The organism is Phytopseudomonas flavescens, assembly GCF_900100535.1.
Classification (GTDB): domain Bacteria; phylum Pseudomonadota; class Gammaproteobacteria; order Pseudomonadales; family Pseudomonadaceae; genus Aquipseudomonas; species Aquipseudomonas flavescens.
Genome location: NZ_FNDG01000014.1, coordinates 34,951 through 56,322, shown reverse-complemented (window position 1 = coordinate 56,322; position 21,372 = coordinate 34,951). Strand labels below are relative to the sequence as shown.

Sequence of the window (21,372 nt, the reverse complement as noted above, 5' to 3'; positions counted from 1 at the left end):
TCGTGTTCAGCTTGCGTAGAGGTAGGCTTCGACGTCCATCCCGGCATCACGCATCTGCGCCAACTTGTAGCGCAAGGTACGCGGACTGATGCCCAGGCGCTCCGCAGCCTCCTTGCGACGACCTCGCTCGGCACGCAGGATGTCGATGATCACCTGATACTCCCTGCGCCGTAGGTCATCGCCCAGAGCCCCTTCCACCACGGCTGATTCTGCCAACACCGGTGTCGCCGGCCCCGGCACCACTGCCACTGGTGCCTGAGTGAACGGCGGCAGCGGCGCGAAACCGATCGGCGCGGTCAGGCACAGGTCGTGAGGCTCGATGACGCCATTTTGCTGAAGAATGACCGCACGCTGGATGGCGTTGTCCAGCTCACGCACATTACCCGGCCAGGCATGGCTGGTCAGGCAGGCGACCGCCTGAGCGGAGAAGCGCAGCGGCGCCAGATTCATCTTGCCGACGTACTTGGCCAGCAGTCGCTCAGCCAGGGGCAGGATATCCGCCGGCCGCTCACGCAGTGGTCGCCAGGCCAGTGGAAATACGGAGAGGCGGTAGAACAGATCCTCACGGAACCGCCCTGCCGCGACCTCAGCCGCCAAGTCACGGTTACTGGTAGCAAGCACTCGAATATCCAGGCTGATCGGCTTGCGCGCTCCGACCCGCTCAACTTCACGCTCCTGCAGGACTCGCAACAGCTTGGCCTGCAAGGCGAGCGGCATCTCGGAGATTTCATCGAGCAGGATGGTGCCCCCTTCTGCCAGCTCGAACTTGCCTGGCGCACTGGCAACGGCGCCTGTGAACGCGCCCTTTTCATGGCCGAACAGGGTGGCCTCCAGCATGTTGTCGGGAATCGCCGCACAGTTGATGGCCACGAACGGCCCAGCCGCGCGTGGCGACTGCTGATGGAGATAACGGGCCAGCACTTCCTTGCCGGTACCGGACTCCCCCGTGATCAGCACGGTGGAATCGCTGCGCGCCACCCGAGCGGCCAACTCCAGCAACTGCTGGCTGGCCGGCTCGCACGCCACCGGCCCGTCCTGCTCAAGCCCGCCGGCGCGCCCCAGCGCGTGCCGTGCGACCAGTGCCAGCAATACCTTGGGTTCGAACGGCTTGACCAGGTAGTCGGCTGCGCCACGGCGCATCGCCTCGACTGCACGCTCCACCGCGCCGAAAGCCGTCATCAACAGCACCGGCAATTGCGGCTGGCGTTCGCGGATCCTAGACAGCAGTTGATGGCCATCCATGCCCGGCATGTTCACATCACTGATCACCAACCCGAATGGCTCCTCGACGATGGCGTCCAGCGCCGCCTCGGCACAATCGACCGCCCGATAGGCATGCCCTCCCAGCTCCAGGGTATCGGCCAGGGCTTCACGCAACGCGCGGTCGTCTTCAACCAGCAGGACTTTGGCAGCCATGGGTCACTCCTGAATCGTGGAATACGCTGGATCGATCAGCGGCACAATCAATGAGGCACAGGTGCCGCGCCCTGGCCGTGAACGCAGTTGCAACTCCCCCTGGTGAGCTCGGGCAACGGCCTTGACCACTGCCAAGCCAAGCCCGGTGCCAGTGGTTCTGGTGGTGAAGAACGGTTCCCCCAGCCGCGCCAGCGTCGCGGCGTCGATGCCGGGACCGTTGTCACTGATGCATAAACGCAAAGCGTCGCCACGCACATAGGCGTGAATCTTCAGGCGCGCACCGTGGCCAGCGGCTTGAATGGCGTTCTCGACCAGGTTCAGCAGCGTACCGACCAGCGTATCGCGGTTGCACAGCAACTCGCCTCGCCAGGCGTCGCACTGCCAGCGCACCTCGACGCCTTGCACCAGCGATTCCCCGGAACGACGCAACGCCTCGAACAGCTGACTCGGGGAGAGACGATCGCAGAGAGGCAGATCACCACGGGCGAATACCAGCATGTCGCGCACCTGGTGTTCCAACTCGTGCAATCGCTCTTTGAGGCGACCGGCGAAACGCTGCTGCTGCTCCACCGGCAAGACCTGCTCGCTCAGGTGACTGGCATACAGGAGCGCGGCGGACAAGGGTGTGCGCACCTGGTGCGCCAGGGAAGCGACCATGCGCCCGAGAGCACTGAGGCGTTCATGGCGGGATAGCTGATCCTGCAGGCGTCGGGTTTCCGTGAGGTCGGTCAGCAACACAAGCTGGCCTGGCTCGCCCTGCAGTGATCGCGTGGAGATCGACAGGCGCCGGCCATCGGTCAGTGAAATCTCGTGACCATCGTCCCTGCGTGGCGAAAAACGCTGCGCAATCACTTCGCGCCACAGCCTGCCGAGCAGCGGCTCACCGAGCATGTCACGGGCCACGGGATTGGCCTCGTGCACCACGCCATGGCCATCGATCACCACTACCCCGCCGGGCAGCAAGTCCAACAGGCTTTGCAGACGATGAGCGAGACGCTCCTTTTCATTCAACTCCTGCACACGCTGCTCGCTGGCCTGGGCCAGTTGCCCAGTCAGTTCATTGACGCGGCTTTCCAGCAGGCTGTAGGAGCTGCCCAGCCGGCTCGATATCTGCTCGAACAGGGCCAGCGACTGCTCCAGATCCTCACGCTCCGTCTGTGCGGGTGCCGTGGGTTGTGTCTGGGCGTGTAGGTGCGGGCTTGGTTTCATTGCGCTCTCTCGCGTGGCGAGCCGTCATCGGACAGTCATTTGCCAAGGAGATAGCAATACTCATGCCTGAAAATAAAACTCTTTATTTTCAGAAAGATAGGTTTTATTCGAGCGGAGTGCCGTCAATCGAATGACTGGTGGGCAGTGCAACTCCACGAATCGGCATCGCTGTCACCGCCGAGCTGAAGCAGCTCGGCATGCCATCGCCTATTGGCCGACGATCTACTCGTCGCCGGCCTCATCCTCGCGCCGGCTCATGCCGTACTTGCGCATCTTCTCGACCAGGGTGGTGCGACGAATGCGCAACCGCTCGGCTGCACGTGCAACGATACCGCCCGCGTCGTCCAGGGCCTGCTGGATAAGCCCCTGCTCCAGATTGCCGAGATAATCCTTCAGATCCAGCCCCTCGGCAGGCAGCATGGCTGGCGATCCCTGGCCTGGCGAGGCGGAGGTCAATACTGCGCGCTCATCGAGCTCTTCGCGCAGGCTGGCGGCCAGTTGCTCGTCTTCGTCATCGACATGGCGAAATTTCTTCGGCAGTTCACCGACACCAATGACGCCATAGGGATGCATGATCGCCATTCGCTCGACCAGGTTGGCCAGCTCACGTACGTTGCCCGCCCAGTCATGCCGGCACAGCGACATGATCGCCGCCGAGTTGAAGCGGATGGAGCCACGCTTCTCATGCTCCATGCGCGAAATCAATTCGTTCATCAGCAGCGGAATATCTTCGATACGCTCGCGAAGAGGCGCCATTTCAATCGGGAAGACGTTGAGGCGGTAGTACAAGTCCTCGCGGAAGCTGCCGCCCTCGATCATGTTCTCGAGGTTCTTGTGGGTGGCCGCGATGATCCGTACATCGGCATTCTGGGTCTTGTTACTACCCACCCGTTCGAACGTCCGCTCCTGCAGTACACGCAACAATTTGACTTGCATCGGCAGCGGCATGTCGCCGATCTCGTCGAGAAACAGCGTGCCACCATTGGCCAGCTCGAAACGCCCTGCGCGGGTGGTGATCGCACCGGTGAAAGCGCCTTTCTCGTGGCCGAACAGTTCGCTTTCCAGCAGCTCCGCAGGAATCGCGCCGCAGTTGACCGGCACGAACGGGGCCTCGCGACGCTTGGAGTGATAATGCAGATTGCGTGCGACCACCTCCTTGCCGGTACCTGACTCACCGAGAATCAGCACGCTGGCCTCGGTGTCGGCGACCTGCTGCATCATCTGCCGCACCTGCTGGATCGCCCGGCTGGTACCGACCAGGCTGCGAAACAGGTTGGGCTCGCGCTGCCGGCCGCGCTCGCGAGCCTGGTCGTACATTTCGCGATACACCTGGGCCCGGTGCAGGGAGTCGAGCAGTTTGTTGTAGCTGGGTGGCATCTCCAGCGTCGCGAGTACCCGGCGACGGAATTCCTCTGGCCAGTCACTGGTGGCATGCTCGTCGATCATCAGCACAGGGAGGAATTCGTCCCACGCGGCAAACTCCTTGAGCAATTCCAGCGCTCCGCCCTTGAGCCGCACTTCGCCCAGCAGCACGCTGAGAATTCCCCGACTCGATTCGATACCCTCGACCGCCTCACGCCAGTTGGCACTGCCACAGGCCAGATGATCCTCGCCCAGAAAATTGAGAATCACCGACAAGTCACGGCGCCGCTCGGGGTTATCGTCAATGAGCAGAAGCTTGGTTTCACGCCACATAGTCGTAAATCTGGCCCTGGAAGAAGAACACCGCCAACACCTTGGGGCACCGGCATTTGGCCACCAGTTAAGACAATTATTGGCGGTTAGTCAATTTTATGACGTATTTTTTTGAATGCAGGCTGCAAAGCCAGGACAAGAAAGAACTCCTCAGGCGCTTTTCAACAGCAGCGCTAGAAGAAATCCATTATGCAGGGTGGGTAAGCGTCAGCCGAACAGCTGATAGAGTTTGGCGCCCTGCTGGCCTTTCTTCATCTGCAGTATCTGCGCACCGGTGTTTTCTTTCTCGACCTCGCAGGCGGAAACCAGCTCACGGTAGACACACAGCAGCGACTCCAGATCGCGCTTGAGCTCTGCTTCGCTGTCCACTGCCGCCATGGCCTCGTCGACCTCGGCCCGGCAACGCAGGTCGAGGTCACTCACCGCGACCCAGTCCTGATTGACCAACGCTTCGCGTAACGCGTCGGCAGTAACTCTCAACTTTCTGGCAGCCGATATCATGGCGCTCAACCTCTTAAATCCAGTTATCAGCTCTGCGGGGCAATGCCGTCCCAGCCTTCCTTGACCTGGCGCAACAGGCCGGATACTTCACTCAATTTATTCACGTCGTTATTGAGATTGGCCTGCATGAGCTGAGCGTTTATGTAGACATACAAGCTGTCGAGGCGCTCGGCGTACTCGCCGCCTTTTTCCTTGTCCAGCGCCTGCTGCAGGCCGGACACGATATTGATCGACTTGCCGATCAACTGAGCCTTTTCGGCTACTTGACCGCGGCGCATGGCACCTGTCGCCTGGGAGATACGATCCAGAGCACCTTCGAACAGCATTTGAATCAAGCGATGCGGGCTGGCCTCGACGAGCTGCGCCTGAACGCCAACCTGCTGGTACTTTCTCATCGCCGAATACGCATTCATGCCATTTGCTCCACATTCAGAAGAATCAACAACTACTGATTTATATATCGGAGCAACGGCTGGAATCTTTAGCGGCTCAAGCAGATTTTTCCACTAGCGTCGCACCTCAGCTGTCCTTGTTGTTCAGCGCGTCCAGCGTCTGCAGCACGCTGTCGCTGGTGGCGCTCAGCTGTGCAACCAGGGCGTCCATGGTGTTGTACTTGGAGTAGAGATTGGTCTCGAGCTTGGAAATGCGCGTATCCAATGCGGCCTGCTGCTCCTTGAGCTGCTTCTGGGTTGAGGTCAGCGCTTCGGTGCGGGTGTCTAGGATGCCGCCCGAAGAAATGTAGGTATTGTTGACCTCGGATATCCGCGCGAACAACCCATCGCTGCCGGTGAAAAAATCGTTGATCTGATCGCCATAGGTCTCGACGGCCGTCGACAGCGTGGTCTCGTCCACCGCCAGAGTGCCGTCCCTGTTGGTGGTCACCCCCATCTGCGCGAGGATGCTCAGGCTACCATCGCCGCTTGCCGGCTGGACCATTGCGCTGCGTATGGACGACATCAACGAACGCATCGACGCATCGCCCAACAGCGCGCCAGCCTCGGTGGTGGCGTTGCCATCCTCGTCGGTGGTGGTGGAAACCGAGGTCAGGGCGTTGGAAACCGTCATCAGCGTGTTATACGCCGTGACGAAGCTTTGCACGGACTCTTTGATGCCATCGGTATTGGCGGACACCGACAGGGTGCTCTTGCCAGCACCCGTCAAGGTAATGGACAGGCCGCTGAGCGCCGAGGTGGTATTGGACTTGCTGGTCATCGCCAGCCCATCCAGGGTGAACTTGGCATCCGCGGCTTGGGTGATGTAGCCCGCGGCGGTACCGCTCTGCTTGGTGAGGGACTTGGAGCCATCGGAAGCAATGTTGACGTTCAACGCCGAGAGATCGCCGCTGCCGGTCACGTAGATATCGGTATCGGCACCGGTGGTCTCGGAAGACAGCACCAGGCGCGAGCCGCTTGAGTCAGTGACGATGTTGGCACTGACCCCAGAGGTCGAGGTGAGCTGGGAGTTGATCGAGTCACGGATATCGGTGAGCGATGCGCCTGCCTTCACCGTCAGGCTGTAGGCCGTACTGCCGACCTCGATCTTCAACGTGCCGCCCGAGGCGAACTTGGTGGAGGCGCCGCCAGACAACGATTGCGTCGCGACCTTGGAGGATGTGGCGAGGCTTTCGACGTCCAGCGCATAGCTGCCGGCCACCACGCCGCTGGACGTCTTGACCGTCGCCACCGCCTCCGCGGAAGACTTGGCAGTCAGGCCCGCGAAGCTGGTGGAGTTGGATTTGAGCGCCGTCATCGACGCCTCGTAGGCTTCGAGAGCGGCCTTCAAGGTGCCGATAGCGGTCAGGCTGGTGGTCGTCTTGGAGGTTTGCCGATCAATCTGCGCCTGCTTGGGTGCCTTTTCCGCCGAGATGCTGGCCTCGACGATGCTCTTGATGTCCACACCGGAACCGAGGCCGACACTGGTGATACCTGCCATGATCGATTTCCTCCAATGACTTTATCTTGACGTTATAGCGCTCTGCGAACAGAGAGCAAAAAGCGAGCCAGTCAGGCTTTCTCCTGCAAAAGAAGGCTGCGCGCATCTTCCAGCCGAGAGGCCAGCTCCAGGACTTCCTCGGAAGGAATCTGCCGAATGACCTCACCCGAATCGCTGTTGATCACCTGGACGACCACACGGCCCGTCGAATCATCCAGCTGAAAGTCCAGATTACGCCGGACGGACTGGGCGTAGTCCTGCATCTTGGCAATGGCCTCGCCCATCCCGGTCTGCGACATCCCAACCGAACCTGCAGCATTGGATGCGCCCGCAGTATTCCCGGTTGCAACTCCCGAACTTTTCGCTCCACTTCCCTGGACGCTTCCCTGAAGCCCTGTGACCGCCGGGGCGAGGGGAGCCGATACCTGGTTTACTGTCGTGATGCTCATGGACGATCACCTCTCAAGGGCAAAAGGGGAAAGCCTCACGGCCCTCCCCCTGTTCTCCCGACGGTGCTGCAGATGATTACTGCAGCAGGCTGAGAACCGAACTCGGCAGCTGGTTGGCCTGGGCCAGGATCGCTGTCGAAGCCTGTTGCAGCGTTTGTTGCTTGGTCAGCTCGGCCGTTTCCGAAGCGAAGTCAGCATCCTGAACCCGGCTGCGCGCAGCGGTGGAGTTCTCGGAGATGCTTTGCAGGTTCGACACTGTGCTGTCGAAGCGGTTCTGCACCGCACCCAGGTCGGCACGTTGGGCATCGATGTTGGAAATCGCCTTGTCGATCACCGCGATGGCGCTCTGCGAGCCGAAAGCGGAGGTGATGTCGGTTTCCGAGATGCTGGTCAGGGTCGACTTGGTGGTGGTGGTGCCGAATACACTGGCTCCAACGCTACCGGCGGAGTCGTTCAGGCTGTAGGCCTTCGCCGAGTCGAGCTGCACGTTGCCGCGGACGGTATCGCCTTGGGCGAGCTGAGCCGAAGTCGCGAACTCGCCTTCAGTGTTCAGCGTCGCCACGGTCACGCCGGTCAGGTTGGTGCCGGCGCTGAAGCTGATGTTCTCACCGGTGCTCGAGGTGATCGACAGCTCTTCGGTTTTCTCGTTGTAATTCACCGAAATGCCCAGCGACGAGGCATTGGAACTCAGCTGGTCGGCAAGGTCCTTGGTAGAGTTGGCGCCAACGATGGTCGCGCTGGCGGTACCGACGGTGACGGTGAACGAGGCACCGCTGGTGGCCGCATCCGTGCCGGCGGTGATGCCTAGCTTGGCGCTGGTGCTGGCGGTGGCGCTGAGGCCGGTCACGGCGTTGTTCAGACCATCAGCGATATCTTTGGCCGAGGCGCCCGCGGCGATGTTGACATCTGCAGTCTTGCCGCCGCCGGTCACGGTGATGGTACCCGAGGCGGTGGTCGAACCGCTGGCGATGACCGCACCGCTGCCGGCGACCTGCTGCGAACCGATGCGGGTGGCGGAGATGTTGCCCAGGGTGACGTTGATGGTTTCGTTGGAGTTCGCACCGACCTGGAAGCTGGTGGTACCGAACGAGCCGTCCAGCAGGTTACGGCCACCGAAGGTGGTGGTGTTGGAGATACGGGTCAGTTCGGAGGTCAGCGCCGAGTACTCGGACTGCAGCGAGGCACGGTCTTCACCGCTGTTGGAACCGTTCGCCGACTGCAGGGCCAGTTCCCGCATGCGCTGCAGGATGTTGGTGGATTCCTGCATGGCGCCTTCAGCGGTCTGCGCGATGGAGATGCCATCGTTGGCGTTCTTGGTCGCGACGCTCAGGCCATTGATCTGGCTGGTCAGGCGGTTGGAGATCTGCAGGCCGGCTGCGTCGTCCTTGGCGCTGTTGATTTTCAGGCCGCTGGACAGACGCTGCATGGTAGTGGAGAGGGAGTCGGCCGCCTTGTTCAGATTTTTCTGGGTGCTGATCGACGCAATGTTGGTATTTACGGTAAGAGCCATGACGAGAACCTCGTGGTGTGGGCTTGTACGACTCCCGGCCTTGGCAACCGCGCCGGGGTTGGCCTAGAGAGCTTTCGTAGTCTTTATCGTCCTGCCCGGAAAAAGCTTTAGCGGAATTTCGGACTTTTTTTGCGCCTGCCCTTGACTTGAAGGATTACAAGGACAGGGGCAGCTCCGGGGCCATACGTGAAGCGTATCGGCATCCTGGTCTGATTCATTAGGCTCTGCTCCCATCTCTCACAGCAACGCGCTTGGCGACGAAACGGCAACGAGCCCTGGTTGTTTAGTCCCGGCGAGCACGGGCTCTCCGCCGACAGGCGTCATCAATCAGGCAGCCATGCAGCACGCCAGCCTTTCAGGTTTTCCCCGCTCAACATCCAGTCGGCCAGCACCTGGCCGCGCAACCTGTCGCCCATGGCGGCGGCGGCATCGAGGTCACCCACGTGGGCGCGGATCGCATCGACCCACTCCTTGTAGCGATTGCGCACCCGAGTCACGGCGAAACCGTCGCGATAGGGTTCGATGTCGGTACAGACCACCGGGTAGCCACAGATCCCGTACTCGAGCAGGCGCAGGTTGCTCTTGCAGCGGTTGAACAGGTTGTCCTCGAGTGGCGCAAGGGCCAGGTCGAGATCCAGGGAGGCGAGCTTGGCCGGGTACTGGTCGATGCTCACTCCGGCGTGAAATTCGTGGATGAAGGGGCGTAGCGCGTCAGGGCACATGCCGAAGAAGATCCAGTCGACCTCGCTCGCCAGATCCTTGACGACATCGACGATCAATTCGAGATCCCCCGTGTGCCCCGAGCCACCGGCCCAGCCGACCCGCGGCTTGCCTCCCTGGCGCCGCACGCTGCTCAGCGCGCCCCACCAGTCGAGGGGCAGGCGGTTCTTCACCACGCGGATATCCGCGTGCATGCCGGCCAGCGCCTCGGCCAGCGGTTCGGTGGAAACCACGAATCGATCGACCAGGCCGAGGCTCTTGCGCAGCGAGCGCAGGGTGTCCTTGGAGAACGAGCCGCGGTGTACGCTCTTGAGTGGCAGGTTGGGCAGGTAGTCGTCGAGTTCGTAGACCTTGAAGATCGAGGTCGACGCACCGATGCGTCTGATCCAGTCATGAAAGTGCTCGGAAAGCTGGCGCTGCATGACGATACTGTCGGGCGCGTAGCGGCCCATGTCGGCCAGGCCATGCATGATCGGCGAGAGCTTGCCGTCCAGCAGCGCTTCCTGCTCCATGGCCTGGAAGGGTTTGATCACCCGGTAGTGGCCACATCCGGTGTAGTCGCCCATGTGCGCCATGACTACCGGCAATGGCCGCCAGCTCAGAGGCCGCCAGTTGAGGTCACTGTCCAGTTCGAGCTGGAAACCACTGCCATTGAGCGACAGGTTGGCATTGTAGGCCGGGTCGCGCGAGATCGCTGCCAGCCAGGTGGTGAACACGGTGTCCTGCTCGCGAACGAATGCCGGATCCGCCGGCGAATAATCGGCCTCTGGGGCGTCGCTGCCACCATAAAGCAGCTCGACGTGAGGGGTCCACACCATCAGCAGGCCAGCCTGTCCGGCCCGCAGGCAGAGATCGAGCGCCCCGAAGCAGCCTGCGAACTGCTGCGCATCCATGCCCCCCAGTTCCGTATAAACGGCGCGTGAAATCATCAGGCAGGCGCCGTCTACAGCGGAGTAGTTCTGGTCGACCTGCAGGCGCTGCATGAAGCCGGAGGCATCCCGTGGCTCGTTGACGAACGGTGAGTTGACCGCGCCGCGCAGGCCGAGCAGGAGACCGGCGTTGCGGATGCGTTCGGCGGAGTCGAACTGCTTGGCACCGACCGCCGCTACCTCGGGCCTCATGGCATGGTTGAGCAGCCCGTCGAGCCAGTCGTCGTGCAACACCGCCATGCAACTGGCGAGGAAAACCAGGTATTGCCCACGGGCGGCCTCGACGGCGAGGTTGTGGAGACGAGAAAGGTTGGCATCGTAGGCCTGAGAGAGCACGCGCACCTTGTTCGTATCCAGTGAGGCGATGCCTTCCAGCCAGTTTCGGGTGTCCGCGGACTGGCTCCCGTTATCGACGATCAGCAGTTCGTAGGCCGGGTAGCGCGTGCGCTCGAGAATGCTGGTCACGCAACGCAGGGCCAGTGGAAGCTGGTCACGCATGGGGATGATGATCGACACCAGCGGCTTTTCTGCATGACCATAGTCGATGCGGTAACGACCCGGCGGAGCGGGCAGAAGGTGGGCATGAGGGTAGCCCCGTCGGCGCAGATGCGCCTCGATGGCGCGCATTTCGCCGGGATTGTCGTTCAGCGCCGGAGAAGCGAAGATCGCCAGCGGCTCGTCCAGATGGCCGATCGCCGCGATGCCTTCTGCCTCAAGCATGCGCAGGATGACGTCGAACTCGTAGGCCTCCCGCAGCGTGGCGTCGAAGCCACCCAGGCTGGCCAGGGCCTGCCGCTCGAACAACCAGTGCCGCGCCATGCAACTCGGCAGGCTGAGCAACAGGTCGAGGTTGAACCCCGGGCGGAACACGCCGCCCAGATCGGGCTCGCCAGCGTGCAGTTCATCGGTGTAGAACGCTTTGCAGCTCCCTGTGTCGCCGAGGCTCAGTTCGACCTGGACGAGACCGCTGCTGACGAATTGCGCACCGGCATCCACCAGCAGCAGCCAGTCGAATTGGCCACCCTGGATATGCCCGTTGATGGCCGCGACGAGGTCGCCAGCAACGACACCTATGCGCTCACAAGGCAGTTCGCCGAAATCGCCCTGCCCGTCGACCAGCAGCAGCGGGCGGATCCGGGCAGAACGCCCGGCGGCGTGCAGCGAATCCAGGGTGGTGCGCACCTGCTCGAGCGTTGCTCCGCGGGTGCGGACCAGTACGTGCAGCATCGCTGGCGGCTGCTCCAGCAAGCGCTGGTCGATCAGTGCGGCCTGCACCGGGGTCAGCACGCGGCGGCTCAGCCAGGACCTGACGACCCCCAGCTTACGTTCGCTGGCACGCTCCTCGGCAGCCGTCTGGGTAACCTCGATGAAACGATCCAGGGCGGGCCAGAACTCACGCTGCAGGCGCAGCCAGTTGTCACGCACCAGGTGTACGCTCTGCCGCGCACGCTGCAGCTCCGCCGCGGAAGTACCCCAGGCTGCACCGTGGCTCTGGGTCTCGGCCACGCCGATGCGCGGCGCCCCCTCTTCGACGATGACCACGCACAGGCAACCGCACAGCAAGGCCTCGGTGCCGAGGGCAGAAGAACCACCGCAATAGAAGATCTCGCACTGCTGGAACAGGTCGGCCATTTCCTCCCAGGACGCCGGCCACTGCGGGGTGATCTCCACCGCGTCCGGGGGCAGCAGCGCCGGGTCGATGCGCAACTCGCGACGTCGCCCGCGGTAATAGCAGACCTTGCCGGGTACGCGCTTGGCAGGGTCATCCGGCAGGCGGAAGACGTTGAGGTCGAACGGCGGCAGCATCATCACCCGTTCTTCGTTGATCCCAGGCATCAGCAGGTCGCGGGAGTAGGCGTAGAGGATGTCACTCTCGGCGAATTGACCGTTGCCTTCGATGAAGCCCGGGCGGTTGAGGATGTAACGCACCACCACCGCGCCATTCAGCGGGTTGCCGTCGACCACCTCGGGGTAGACCACGATGGGTTCGAGTGCCTGGGAACGGTGCGCCGCTACCACTTCCTCGGTCAGGCGTGGCGTCATGAACTCGGGGCTGAGCACACTGGCGGTGACGTAGGCTTCGTGCCCGGAACGGATCAGGGCATCGCACAGCATGTGCATCACCCGGATGCCGGAAGAGCTGCGTCGGTAGTCCGGCGCATAGATGTAATACGGTTGCGGGCGCTTGGAGAGCAATTCACGCATCGCCTCTACCTCTCGTGTCAGTAGACCCAGTCGGGGTGCCTGCCTCGCGGTCGCTCGGGCAGGCCCCAGGGAAATAGGCGCATCGGCAATGGTACGCGCCAGGGCCTCGCGCTCGGGAACAGAAATTCAATTCGCTTGCCACTGGCTGATGACGTGCGCATGTTTGTGCGGGTGCAGGAAGACGAAGTTGGTCTGCACCGTTTGCTCGGTGACCGCCGCGCAGGCCTGCAACTTCCCGGATCCGTCGCCGACGAACGCCCAGGCCTGGTAGCCATGGCCCGCCAGGTGGGTGAACACATCGTTGGGGTGATAACCGAACACCCGGGACCATTTGCGCAGCAGTTCCACGAGAATGATCGGCGTGGCCTGCAGCGTCCGTTCGCCGCCCTGCACCACCATCAGCTCGGCGCCTTCGACATCGATCTTGATCAGGCTGGGCTGCAGCGCGCGACTGGCGCAGAAGGCGTCCAGGGTGGTGGTTCGGCAGCGGACCTCACGCACAGGCGCACGCCCGCGATCCTGGCCGGCCATTTTCAGCGAGGTGGCACCGGAAACGTCCTCGGCGAAGAAGAAGCCCAGCTCGTCCTGCCGGTCGAACAGACCCATGGCGACGGGCTCGACGTTAGTCAGCCGGTTCAGCCGGATATTGCGCTCGAGCACCGCTACCGTACTGGGGATCGGCTCGAACGCGAAGATACGGCCCTGCGGGCACTGCCTGCCGAGCACCAGGGAATACCAGCCCAGGTTGGCGCCGACATCGAGGAACACCTCCCCCTCGCCAAACACCGATTTGAGGAAAGCGGTCTCGTCGTTCTCGTAGCTGCCGAAACCCAGCAGTGCGTAAGGCGTGGCATGCAGGTCGACGGCGTCGACGAACATGGAAATGCCGTGGCGAGCGGAACTGACCGTCACCCCCTCGGCGCTGATCTGGATGCCGGCCACATCGGTACCCGCGAGAAACGCCGGGTAGTCGAACAACTGGGCATGATGGCCGTTGATCGCCGCGCAGTACCCCTGCTTGTCGAGTTCGCCATCGGCAAGCTGACTGCGGGCAGCCAACAGGGGGTTTCGGGTGCTGTCATTCATCGCTGAAAGGTCCTCTTCACGATGGGCTGAAGTAGCGCAGCGTTCTCTGCAATCCCTGTTCGGGCTCGGTGGTGGGTCGCCAGCCCAGCCGGGCCATCCTGGCCAGGTCGAAATGCCCGCTGGAACGGAACTCGGCCTGCCGTTCAGCGTGCTCCGGGGGCAGCCTGACCTGCAGCCCAGGGTGTGCAGACAGCCGCGCCACCAGCCGCGCCAACTGCAGGATGGTCATTTCCCGGTCCATGCCGACGTTGTAGGCCTGGCCAGCCTCACCGCGCAACAGCAGGATCAGAAACGCGGCGGTGGCGTCGGCGATGTAGCAGAACGGCCGGCTGCTAGAGCCGTCGCTGTTGAGCACGATGTCACGTCCGGCCAGGGCGTCGGCGATGAAGTCGGCGAAGGAGCGGCCGTCGTCCAGGGCGACGCCCGGGCCATAGGTATGGGAAATGCGCGCGATCACCGCCGGCACACCGTACTGGCGCCAGTAGTCGGCGCACAGGGTTTCGGCCATGCGCTTGCTCTCGCTGTAGCAGGCGGTGCCATCCAGTGGATCCAGGACGCCGAAGTCGGTCTCGGCGATGGACGCCTTGCTGTCGCCGGTACCGTAGACGGCCCCGCTGCTCATGAACAGCAGGCGCGCGCCCGTACGCCGGGCCAGCTCCAGCAGGTTCATGGCACCCAGCACATTGCCACGGGCGGTACCCACCGGGTCGCGCAGGTAATACTTGGGACTGCCCGGGCTGGCGCCGTGGACGATGTAGTCGAGCCGCTCGATATCCACCACCGGGTCGCAGACATCCTGGATCAAGGGCCGGAACCAGGCGTGCCCCAGCAAATGGGGAAAGCGCCGCTCAAGCTTTTCCCGGCTGCGCGCCAGGGCGTGGATGACCACCGGACGCTGCGGCCACTGCTCGCTCAGCGAGGCGAAGAACTCCACCAGGTAGGCGGCCAGGGAGCCGGTCGCGCCGGCGATCAGCACCTGCGTGCCAGCGAAACGCTGCCAGTCTTCGGGGCTCTGGCGGATCGACGCCAGATCCTCGGCGATCACCGCGTGGCGAGCGGGTGTCGACTCGTTCATCGGCGCGCTCATCTCAACTCCGCCTGGCCAGTACGCCAAGGATCTGGCTGCGGGTCCAGCCCAAGTCCACTGGCAGGTGCAGGGTGTCGACCAGGCTCAGGCCGAGGCGTTCGAGCAGGCGACGCAGCGCGGTCTCGTTGTAGAAATTGACGTGCTCGTGCCAGTGCCGCTTGAGTGGCGCCAGTTCGAGACTGCCGGGATGTTCCCGGATCAACGCCTCATGGGGCACCTCGAGGTACAGCAGGGTTTGCGGCCCCATGGCCGCGAGCAACTGGCCGACGAACGCCATGGGACAGGCGACATGCTCGAGCACCTGGCTGCACACCACCAGGTCGTAACGGTGCGAATCGATGTTTTCCAGCTTCACGCGTTGCGCGCCAGCGACCAGCTCGACGCCGGAAATATCGTGGATATGCAACAGACGATTGGATTCACGGAAGGGGCTGTTGATGCCACTGTCGCCACCCCAGTCGAGGACCGCGGGTTTCCCCGGCAGGTGCGGTGCGAGCCAGGCCTCCACCTCGCTCACGTAGGGCGCGCGCTCCTCGTAGTGCTCCACCACCCTGGCGTAGCCGGGCTCGTAGCGGATCCGCTCGGCGTTGTAGGCCTCCCCCCGGTAATCGTGGTAGAGCGCGGCCATCTGCGCATCGGTGAAACGGTAGTCGAGAAACAACGCACCGCAGTCCTGGCACTGCAGAGAATTGCACAGGGTATAGGCCATGCCGTGGCGCAGGTCACGCAGCCCCCAATCGGCGGTGATTTCCACCGGCTCATGGCCGAACACACGGTGGGCGACGAATGGCATCAGCACCGCCGAGGAACGGTGCAGGCGGCTACCGGCGCAGCAGATACAGCTACCGGCGATCAGTTCGCGGTTCACCATGTACTGCGGCCTCCATCGACGACCAGGTTAGCGCCGTTCATATACGACGAGGCATCGGAGCAGAGAAACGCGATGGCGCCCCGGTACTCGTCGGCCTCGGCCATGCGGCCCAGCGGGATCAATTGGCTGAGCTTGCTGACGAACACGTCGTTCTGCCCGGCATAGACGCCACCGGGCGACAGCGCGTTGCAGCGCACGCCCTGCTCGCACCAGTAAGTGGCCAGGTACTTGGTCAGGCCGATCAGGCCGTGCTTGACCACCGAGTAGGTGACCGGCTTGACCGGCTGCTGCCCGGCCTCGCGACCGTCGATGCGGTACAGGCGCTGGTCCGGCGCGATCACCCCGAGGTCCGAAGCGATATTGACGATCACGCCGCCGCCCTGCCGGGCCATCTGGGCGCCGAATACCTTGGCGCAGTTGAAGGCGCCTCCGAGGCCCACGTTGAGGTCCAGTTGCCACTGTTCCCAGGGAAAGTGCTCGAGCCGCGAGAAATCCTTGTCGCCGGCGCTCTCCACCTTGGGATTGCGCGCCGCGTTGTTGATCAGGATATCCACTTGGCCATGGCTCGCCAGTACACGCTCGCCGGCCGCCTGCAGGGCTTCCAGGTCGGTGATGTCGGCCTCCAGGCCGAGGGCCTGGCAGCCGGCCTCGCCGGCGAGCCGGGCAAGATTGGCCGACAGACCCGCGGCATCGATGTCGACCAGTACCGGTCGGCCACCGAGATCGGCGATGGTGGCGGCATGCTGGTAACCGAGCAGGCCGCCGCCGCCGGTGATGATGGCCACCCGGCCGTCCAGGCGGAACAGGCTTTGCACGTCAGCCATCGACGTTCACCTCGCTCAGCGCCACTTCCCGGCCCTCTTTCAGCGACCGCAGCGCCGCCAGGGCCAGGCGCAGGCTCTGCACGCCATCGTGCAGACTCACGGCCGGGGTGTCGCCGCCCAGGCAGGCGAGGAAATGGCGCGCCTGGGCCAGGAACATGTCGTTACGCACGAAGCCGGGGAAGTCGTCCGACTCGCACAACGTGCCCTCGGCATCGTACACGCGCAGGCGGTTGGCCAGCAGGTCGAGCTCGGCGTAGCCGGCGTCGCCGACGATCCGCAAGCTGCGCACCGGCGGGCGCTGCAGGTAGTCCTGGTGCAGCAGGATGGGGAAGCTGCCATGCGCGCCGTCGCAGCGCATCAGCGACGAGGCGGTGTCCTCGACGTCGATCTCCAGGCCGCTGAGTTGGCCGCCATGGGTGACGATGCTGCGCGGCAGGCCGAAGAACCAGTAGATCAGGTCCATCTCGTGGATCTGCGAGAGGATCACCCCGCCGCCCTGGTCGGCCCGGGCCGCGTACATCTGCCGGTAGTCTTCGTAGCGGTGCCAGTTGGGCAGGTATTCGCCGATCTCCGCACGCACGCTGAGCAGGCGCCCGAAGGAGCCCGCCTCAAGCAAGGCCTTGAGGCGCCGCAGGCCGGGGTGGTAGCGGAAGTTGTAGCCGACCAGGAAGGGCAATTGGCGCCTCTGCACCTCGGCCAGCAAGGTGTCGATACCGGCCAGGTCGCTGGCCAGCGGCTTTTCCATGAACACCGGCACGTCGGCCTGCACGCACTGCAACGCCACCGGTACGTGCAGCGCGTTGGGGTTGCACACCAACGCCGCCGCCGGTCGCTGGGCCAGGGCCTCGGCCAGGTCATGGTGCACCGTTATCCGGTAGTCCCGCTCGATGTCGGCGCCCTCGTCGACACTGAGGTTGTCGCGCAACTTGATGCGCTGGCCGCGTACCCGGTAGGCATGCACCTCGAGGTCGTCGCCGAGCAATTGCCGCAGGTTGCGCAGGTGGCGCTGGCCGATGCCGCCCAGGCCGCAGAACAGGATCTTCACGAAGGTTTTCTCTCGTCGTTGAGGGCTCGGCCATGCAGCCAGTCGGCGGCCAGGGCGGCCATGCCGGCCAGCCAGCGCGATTCGTCGCCGGCCTCGCCACGGGCGACCTGCAGGACGAAGTCGCCCTGGTAGCCGTACTCGATCAATTGCTCGCGCAGGCTGGGGAAGTCGGTGTCGCCCTGGCCCAGCGGCACGGTTCCGGCCCCCAGGCGGCGATCCTTGATATGCACGCTGCCGACGCGCCTACCATAGGCGGCGAACTCGTCTGCGGGCCGATAGCCCAGTGAAGCGCTGTTGCCGGCATCGTAATTGACCTTGACCAGCGGGTGGTCGAGCAGGTCGAGCAATTCGCGGAAGGCCTGCGGCGCCAGGTCGGTTTCCAGGTGCAGTTCCACGCCATGGCGTTCGGCCTGCGGCAGCACCTGGCGCAGGTTGGCCACTACCTGGTCGCGCTCGGCCTGGTCGCGGATGCGCGAGGCGTCGACGAAAGGCAGCACCACGCGCCCCACGCCCAGCTCCGGGCAGATGCCCAGCAGCCAGTGCAGGCGCTCGATCAGCTCGACGTTCTCGGCCTGGCTGCAGCGCAGCAGCGGACGATCCATGAAGTAGTCGGCACAGATCGACACGACGCTGAGCCCGCGCCGTGCGAGCAGGTCACGCAGCCCTTCGCGCCCTTCTGCCGTCTCCAGCGGGTTGGCACCCTCGCCGAACAGGTCGTAGATCCACTCGATGCCGCGCAGGCCGATTTCGGCGGCGCGTTCGATCTCCAGCTGCCAGCTCTGGCGTGGGAAGGACTGGAAACGGCCGTCTTGCGGCGCGCTCAGGCGCCCCTGCATGGTGTACAGGCCCGCCTCGGCATAGCGGCTCAGGTAATCGCTCATCGTCAATCGTCCACCAGCGGAATCAGCATGTTGGCACGCAGCTCGTCGCGCTCCAGGAAGGGAAAGAGGTCTTCCAGCGGGCTGGACACCATGGCGCCATTCTCACCGATCTTCGAGGTGATACGCGGGCCGATGGCCTGGTCGGGCTCGACCATCACTTCACAGAACACCGGCCCCTCCAGGGCCAGCACCTCGTCGACGACCTGGCGCAGTTCACTGCCGCCATCGATGCGCCGCACCGGCAGGCCGAAGGCCGCCGCCAGGGCGGACAGGTTCGGCAGGCTCAGGCCGGAGTTCGGATCGCAGCCGATGATCTGCTTGAAATAACCACCCTGGGAGGCACGGATCGAGGCATAGCCATTGTTGTTCAGCACGAAGTACTTGATCGGCAGGCCCAGGCGGCGCACCACCTCCAGTTCCTGGATATTCATCACGAAGCCGCCGTCGCCGTCCACCGAGATAGTGCGTCGACCGCCGCTGCCCAGGCAGCCGCCGATGGATGCCGGCAGGCCATAGCCCATGGAGCCCAGCCCACCGGTAGCCACGGCGCGCTGGCCACGCTTGAGGCGTACCGACAGCCAGAACGTATCCAGGGCGGCGCCGGAGCTCCCAGGGATGATCTGGTCGCCCTCGGCCATAGCCTCGGACAAGGTCTCGCTGAACACGTAGGTGTTCACGTACTGGCTGGGCCGACGGTATTCGGGCAATACCACCGGGTAGGCGCTCTTCCAGTCCTGGCAGCGCTCGCGCCACGCCTGGCAATCCAGAAGCGCGCTGCCGCTGGCGGCGAGCAATTGCTCCATGAACGCCCGGGCATCGCAGACGAAACGCTGGTCGGGCATCTCGCCGAGCTTGGCGATCTCCGCCGGATCGACGTCCACGACCACGATTTCCGCCTCGCGGGCGAACTGACTGCGGTCGAAACCGGTGATCGAGAAGTCCAGCCGGCAGCCGACGGCCACGACCAGGTCGGCGTTCTGCACACTGAAGTTGGCCCCGCGCTGCGCCACGGTACCGCAGCGCCCCACGTACAGCGGATGGCTGTATTCCAGCAGGTCGGCGCCGATCCAGGTGGTCAGGGTGGGAATGCCCAGCGTTTCGATCAGCGCTCGCATGGCCGCCTCACCGCCCGCCGCGTGCACCCCGTTGCCCACCAGCAATACCGGCCTGCGCGCCTGGCGCAGGCTCAACACCAGGCGCTGCAGGTCGTCGACCAGGGGAGCGGCCGGCCAGTCTTCGCCTTCCGGCACGTAGCCTTCGAGTCGATCGGGAACGATCTCGGTGGCCTGCACGTCCAGCGGTACATCGATCCAGACCGGCCCCTTGCGGCCACCGAGCATCAGGTGATGGGCCTTCTCCAGCTCATAGCGCACACGCTGGGGGTCGAGCAGGCACACGGCATATTTGCTCAACGGCGTGACGACGCTGACGATGTCCAGCTCCTGGGTGCCCAACTGACGCAAGCCACTGTCACCCTTGAGGTCGGCGCGCTTGACCTGGCCGGAAACGAACAGCGCCGGAGTCGACTCGAACCAGGCGCCGGCCAGGCCGGTGATAGCATTGCTGGCGCCAGGGCCGGACGTCACCAGGCAGGCGCCGAACTTGCCCGAGGTGCGCGCATAGCCCTCCGCGGCTATGGCGGCGCCCTGCTCGTGGAGCATGCTCACGGCACTCAAGCGTGGCTGGCGGAACAGCGCGTTGTTCAGGTGCATGGCTCCGCCGCCAGGCAGGAAAAACACGTGCCCGACGCCCTGGTTGGCGATGAATTCGAAGATGTAATCGGCGACACGCATGGGCATTACTCGGGGCTGGACGGCTGGGGTAGACGGTCTTTGGGCACGGCGTAGAGCACCAGATCCCAGCCTTCGGCCAGATGCGGACAAAGTCGGTAGTGGTAATGCGGGTAGTACCCGTGCAGTTGCAGCAGCAGGGACCACAGGTGGTTCTGCAGGTGGTAGACGCATACCGCGATCACCGGGTGCCGCTCGGCGATCAGGCGCTGGCCACCGGCCAGGCACTGGGGCTCGAACCCTTCGATATCGATCTTGATGAAGCTTGCCGGGGCGATTCGCTCGCAGAGCGCGTCGAGGGTGGTGATGCTCACCCGCTCGCTGCCGTGGCCGACGCGACTGGCCGCGCCGCTGCTGTCCTCGATGAACACCTCGCCCGTGCTGTCACCCACTGCCAGCGGGTAGGCGAACAGCTCGCCCTCCGCGCCCTCGCGCAGCGTGGCCAGGTTGCCCTGCAAATCGGCGAAGTTGGCCGGCGACGGCTCGAACGAGTGGATCTGCCGATAACCACGGCCACTCTGCAGGTAGTCGGCCACCGAGTCGCCGTTGAAGGCACCGATATCGTAGAGCACCTCGTCGGCCTTCTCGGTGCTGAACTGCGCATCGAAGTAGATGGCCCGTGTCGATGCCGGCGGCAGCAGGTCATGGTCGAGGGTGAGGCGCCATTCGACGTGATCGACGAACAGCTGCCGCGACACCGGGTCAGTGATCAGCGCGAATGCCCGGCGGATGTCAGCGGCCTCGGCGGCCGCCCGCTCCGGCAAATCCAGCGAGTAGTGAGGCAGGAAATGCTGCGGATAGCGCCAGGCCAGGTGACCGAACAGCGCGATGCGCTCGAACCCCATTGCCCGCAAAGGCGCCAGGCGCTCGCTCATGCGGTCGCTGATGTGCCCGCTCCAGATGGTGCAGATGATCGACGGCAGCGCACCACGATACTGGTCGGCCAGCTGCGCCGGGCTCATCACCGGCACCGAGTCGATGGTGGTGCCCCAGGACGCGGGATTGTTGTCGATGAAGGCACAGGGCGAATGGCCCATGCCCTTGAGCACTGCCAGTGCCTTGCGTCCCAGGTGGCTGGCACCGAACAGCGCGAAGGGCTGTTCCAGGCCACCGATGAGCCGCTGCAGGGTCGTGCTCTGGCGCTCGCGAATGGAGGCCAGCGGCTCGCTCAGCAGAGTGTCCAGCCGTTCGCTCAGGTGCGGGTCGCTCATAGTCGGACTCC

At 63.9% G+C, this 21,372-nt stretch carries 17 protein-coding genes; all 17 read right to left on the bottom strand.

The genetic code is table 11. The annotated features are described in order from the left end of the window. Positions 1-6: 6 nt before the first annotated feature. Positions 7-1,416: a sigma-54-dependent transcriptional regulator gene (locus BLR94_RS17505; protein ID WP_084306019.1), complete on the bottom strand. Its 1,410-nt coding sequence runs from the start codon at positions 1,414-1,416 to the stop codon at positions 7-9. A 3-nt stretch (positions 1,417-1,419) separates the two neighbouring features. Continuing rightward, complete coding sequence (locus tag BLR94_RS17500) at positions 1,420-2,625, bottom strand: sensor histidine kinase (protein WP_084306017.1); 1,206 nt, start codon at positions 2,623-2,625, stop codon at positions 1,420-1,422. A gap of 222 nt (positions 2,626-2,847) precedes the next feature. Then, entirely contained in the window at positions 2,848-4,320 is a 1,473-nt protein-coding gene (locus BLR94_RS17495; RefSeq protein WP_084306015.1) for a sigma-54-dependent transcriptional regulator, read from the bottom strand. Between the two features lie 207 nt (positions 4,321-4,527). Continuing rightward, positions 4,528-4,821 (bottom strand): flagellar protein FliT, encoded by a 294-nt coding sequence (locus BLR94_RS17490; protein WP_139207469.1) that lies wholly within the window; start codon positions 4,819-4,821, stop codon positions 4,528-4,530. A gap of 26 nt (positions 4,822-4,847) precedes the next feature. Then, positions 4,848-5,234, bottom strand: a complete 387-nt coding sequence (gene fliS / locus BLR94_RS17485) for a flagellar export chaperone FliS (protein WP_084306011.1) — start codon at positions 5,232-5,234, stop codon at positions 4,848-4,850. A 106-nt stretch (positions 5,235-5,340) separates the two neighbouring features. Further along, a complete protein-coding gene (fliD, locus tag BLR94_RS17480; protein ID WP_084306010.1) occupies positions 5,341-6,753 on the bottom strand; it encodes a flagellar filament capping protein FliD in 1,413 nt (470 codons plus the stop codon). Positions 6,754-6,824: 71 nt separating this feature from the next. Next, a complete protein-coding gene (locus BLR94_RS17475) occupies positions 6,825-7,202 on the bottom strand; it encodes a flagellar protein FlaG (RefSeq protein ID WP_084306008.1) in 378 nt (125 codons plus the stop codon). A 76-nt stretch (positions 7,203-7,278) separates the two neighbouring features. Then, positions 7,279-8,712: a flagellin N-terminal helical domain-containing protein gene (locus tag BLR94_RS17470; protein ID WP_084306006.1), complete on the bottom strand. Its 1,434-nt coding sequence runs from the start codon at positions 8,710-8,712 to the stop codon at positions 7,279-7,281. A gap of 323 nt (positions 8,713-9,035) precedes the next feature. After that, on the bottom strand, positions 9,036-12,566 hold the full coding sequence (locus tag BLR94_RS17465) for a glycosyltransferase (RefSeq protein WP_084306004.1): 3,531 nt from the start codon (positions 12,564-12,566) through the stop codon (positions 9,036-9,038). 126 nt (positions 12,567-12,692) lie between these two features. Then, positions 12,693-13,652: an FkbM family methyltransferase gene (locus tag BLR94_RS17460; RefSeq protein WP_084306002.1), complete on the bottom strand. Its 960-nt coding sequence runs from the start codon at positions 13,650-13,652 to the stop codon at positions 12,693-12,695. A gap of 16 nt (positions 13,653-13,668) precedes the next feature. Then, entirely contained in the window at positions 13,669-14,739 is a 1,071-nt protein-coding gene (locus BLR94_RS17455; RefSeq protein WP_090423735.1) for an NAD-dependent epimerase/dehydratase family protein, read from the bottom strand. A gap of 1 nt (position 14,740) precedes the next feature. Then, on the bottom strand, positions 14,741-15,610 hold the full coding sequence (locus BLR94_RS17450; protein WP_084306000.1) for a class I SAM-dependent methyltransferase: 870 nt from the start codon (positions 15,608-15,610) through the stop codon (positions 14,741-14,743). Continuing rightward, complete coding sequence (locus BLR94_RS17445) at positions 15,604-16,434, bottom strand: SDR family oxidoreductase (RefSeq protein ID WP_084305998.1); 831 nt, start codon at positions 16,432-16,434, stop codon at positions 15,604-15,606. The genes BLR94_RS17450 and BLR94_RS17445 overlap by 7 nt, the downstream gene beginning before the upstream one ends. Continuing rightward, positions 16,427-17,479: a Gfo/Idh/MocA family protein gene (locus BLR94_RS17440; protein WP_139207468.1), complete on the bottom strand. Its 1,053-nt coding sequence runs from the start codon at positions 17,477-17,479 to the stop codon at positions 16,427-16,429. The genes BLR94_RS17445 and BLR94_RS17440 overlap by 8 nt, the downstream gene beginning before the upstream one ends. Continuing rightward, positions 17,476-18,360 (bottom strand): sugar phosphate isomerase/epimerase family protein, encoded by an 885-nt coding sequence (locus BLR94_RS17435; protein ID WP_084305994.1) that lies wholly within the window; start codon positions 18,358-18,360, stop codon positions 17,476-17,478. Before BLR94_RS17435 ends, BLR94_RS17440 begins: the two co-directional genes overlap by 4 nt. A gap of 2 nt (positions 18,361-18,362) precedes the next feature. Further along, positions 18,363-20,153 carry a thiamine pyrophosphate-binding protein gene (locus BLR94_RS17430; protein WP_167359773.1) on the bottom strand — a complete coding sequence of 597 codons (1,791 nt, stop codon included), beginning with the start codon at positions 20,151-20,153 and terminating at the stop codon, positions 18,363-18,365. A 5-nt stretch (positions 20,154-20,158) separates the two neighbouring features. Next, entirely contained in the window at positions 20,159-21,361 is a 1,203-nt protein-coding gene (locus tag BLR94_RS17425; protein WP_167359772.1) for an FkbM family methyltransferase, read from the bottom strand. Between the last annotated feature and the right edge of the window lie 11 nt (positions 21,362-21,372).

What these genes read in the sequence shown, in the direction of transcription:
- BLR94_RS17505 (WP_084306019.1), bottom strand. Translation starts at nt 1,416, where the DNA reads ATGGCTGCCAAAGTCCTGCTGGTTGAAGACGACCGCGCGTTGCGTGAA.
- BLR94_RS17500 (WP_084306017.1), bottom strand. Translation starts at nt 2,625, where the DNA reads ATGAAACCAAGCCCGCACCTACACGCCCAGACACAACCCACGGCACCC.
- BLR94_RS17495 (WP_084306015.1), bottom strand. Translation starts at nt 4,320, where the DNA reads ATGTGGCGTGAAACCAAGCTTCTGCTCATTGACGATAACCCCGAGCGG.
- BLR94_RS17490 (WP_139207469.1), bottom strand. Translation starts at nt 4,821, where the DNA reads ATGATATCGGCTGCCAGAAAGTTGAGAGTTACTGCCGACGCGTTACGC.
- fliS (WP_084306011.1), bottom strand. Translation starts at nt 5,234, where the DNA reads ATGAATGCGTATTCGGCGATGAGAAAGTACCAGCAGGTTGGCGTTCAG.
- fliD (WP_084306010.1), bottom strand. Translation starts at nt 6,753, where the DNA reads ATGGCAGGTATCACCAGTGTCGGCCTCGGTTCCGGTGTGGACATCAAG.
- BLR94_RS17475 (WP_084306008.1), bottom strand. Translation starts at nt 7,202, where the DNA reads ATGAGCATCACGACAGTAAACCAGGTATCGGCTCCCCTCGCCCCGGCG.
- BLR94_RS17470 (WP_084306006.1), bottom strand. Translation starts at nt 8,712, where the DNA reads ATGGCTCTTACCGTAAATACCAACATTGCGTCGATCAGCACCCAGAAA.
- BLR94_RS17465 (WP_084306004.1), bottom strand. Translation starts at nt 12,566, where the DNA reads ATGCGTGAATTGCTCTCCAAGCGCCCGCAACCGTATTACATCTATGCG.
- BLR94_RS17460 (WP_084306002.1), bottom strand. Translation starts at nt 13,652, where the DNA reads ATGAATGACAGCACCCGAAACCCCCTGTTGGCTGCCCGCAGTCAGCTT.
- BLR94_RS17455 (WP_090423735.1), bottom strand. Translation starts at nt 14,739, where the DNA reads ATGAGCGCGCCGATGAACGAGTCGACACCCGCTCGCCACGCGGTGATC.
- BLR94_RS17450 (WP_084306000.1), bottom strand. Translation starts at nt 15,610, where the DNA reads ATGGTGAACCGCGAACTGATCGCCGGTAGCTGTATCTGCTGCGCCGGT.
- BLR94_RS17445 (WP_084305998.1), bottom strand. Translation starts at nt 16,434, where the DNA reads ATGGCTGACGTGCAAAGCCTGTTCCGCCTGGACGGCCGGGTGGCCATC.
- BLR94_RS17435 (WP_084305994.1), bottom strand. Translation starts at nt 18,360, where the DNA reads ATGAGCGATTACCTGAGCCGCTATGCCGAGGCGGGCCTGTACACCATG.
- BLR94_RS17430 (WP_167359773.1), bottom strand. Translation starts at nt 20,153, where the DNA reads ATGCGTGTCGCCGATTACATCTTCGAATTCATCGCCAACCAGGGCGTC.
- BLR94_RS17425 (WP_167359772.1), bottom strand. Translation starts at nt 21,361, where the DNA reads ATGAGCGACCCGCACCTGAGCGAACGGCTGGACACTCTGCTGAGCGAG.